The organism is Roseateles sp. NT4, assembly GCF_051857475.1.
Classification (GTDB): Bacteria; Pseudomonadota; Gammaproteobacteria; order Burkholderiales; family Burkholderiaceae_C; genus Pelomonas.
Genome location: NZ_JBPZGZ010000012.1, coordinates 1 through 1,229, shown reverse-complemented (window position 1 = coordinate 1,229; position 1,229 = coordinate 1). Strand labels below are relative to the sequence as shown.

At 61.6% G+C, this 1,229-nt stretch carries 1 protein-coding gene; it reads left to right on the top strand.

Going from position 1 to position 1,229, the window contains the following annotated elements; translation table 11 throughout:
- The first annotated feature begins 61 nt into the window (after window positions 1-61).
- On the top strand, window positions 62-1,222 hold the full coding sequence (locus ACS5PN_RS31240; protein ID WP_439467932.1) for an IS30 family transposase: 1,161 nt from the start codon (window positions 62-64) through the stop codon (window positions 1,220-1,222).
- Window positions 1,223-1,229: the final 7 nt, after the last annotated feature.

The window sequence follows — 1,229 nt, the reverse complement described above, 5'->3', positions numbered from 1 at the left end:
GGCGGATTCAACCGGTCGACGCAACACACTGACCACTGCTCAGGCAGAAGGAGTGTTGCAGATGAAGTACCGGACACGGACGTACTACACCGCCGCGCAGAAGGCATTGATGTGGGAACGTTGGAAAGACGGCTGGACGCTTCATGAGATCGGCAAGCTGTTTGCCCGGCCGCACACGTCGATCCAAGGCATCCTGTCGAAGACGGGTGGCATTCGACCGCCCGAGCGTCGACGCTGCGCATCGGCGCTGACTCTGGCAGAGCGGGAAGAAATCTCGCGTGCGCTGACGGTCGGCCAATCGATGCGTTCAATCGCTGCCCGCCTCAGAAGAGCGCCGTCGACGATCAGCCGAGAGATCGGACGCAACGGCGGCCAGCACGGCTATCGGGCAACGCTGGCAGACCAGGCTGCATGGGAACGCGCGCTTCGACCCAAGCTATGCAAATTGGCCAAGAATCGGGCGCTGGCCGGCGTCGTGGCGGACATGCTTCGGATGCTGTGGTCACCAGAGCAAATCGCCGGTTGGCTCAAGCATACTTATCCGAACGACCAGAGCCTTCACGTGTCACACGAGACGATCTACCGCAGCCTGTTCATTCAAGCGCGTGGCGCCTTGAAGAAGGAACTGCTGGAGCATCTGCGGCGCACGCGCGGCATGCGTCGCTCGCGTTCCTACACGCAGAAGACTGCGATCCACGGCCAGATCGTCGACGCGGTGTCGATCAGCGAGCGGCCCGCGTCAGTCGAGGACCGGGCGGTGCCAGGTCATTGGGAAGGAGACCTGGTCTTCGGCAGCGGCAACAGCCAGATTGCGACGCTGGTCGAGCGCCAGACGAGATACGTGATGCTGGTGAAGTTGGACGGCAAGGACTCACAGACGGTCGTCAACGCGCTCATCAAGCATGCCCGCAAGCTGCCGCAGGAGCTCTACAAATCCCTCACCTGGGACCGGGGCACGGAGATGCATGCGCACAAGCGATTCACCATGGCCACCGACATCCAGGTCTACTTCTGCGACCCTCAAAGCCCTTGGCAACGGGGCAGCAACGAGAACACTAACGGGCTGCTTAGGCAGTACCTGCCCAAGGGCATCGACATCTCGAGCTACTCACAGCTGCAGCTCAACTCGATCGCCAGACAATTGAACGAGAGGCCGCGCAAGACGCTCGGCTTCCAGACGCCCGCTGAGCGATTCAGCGAATGTGTTGCGATGACCGGTTGAATCCGCC

Coding starts and splice junctions, on each gene's coding strand:
- ACS5PN_RS31240 (WP_439467932.1), top strand. CDS start 62: ATGAAGTACCGGACACGGACGTACTACACCGCCGCGCAGAAGGCATTG.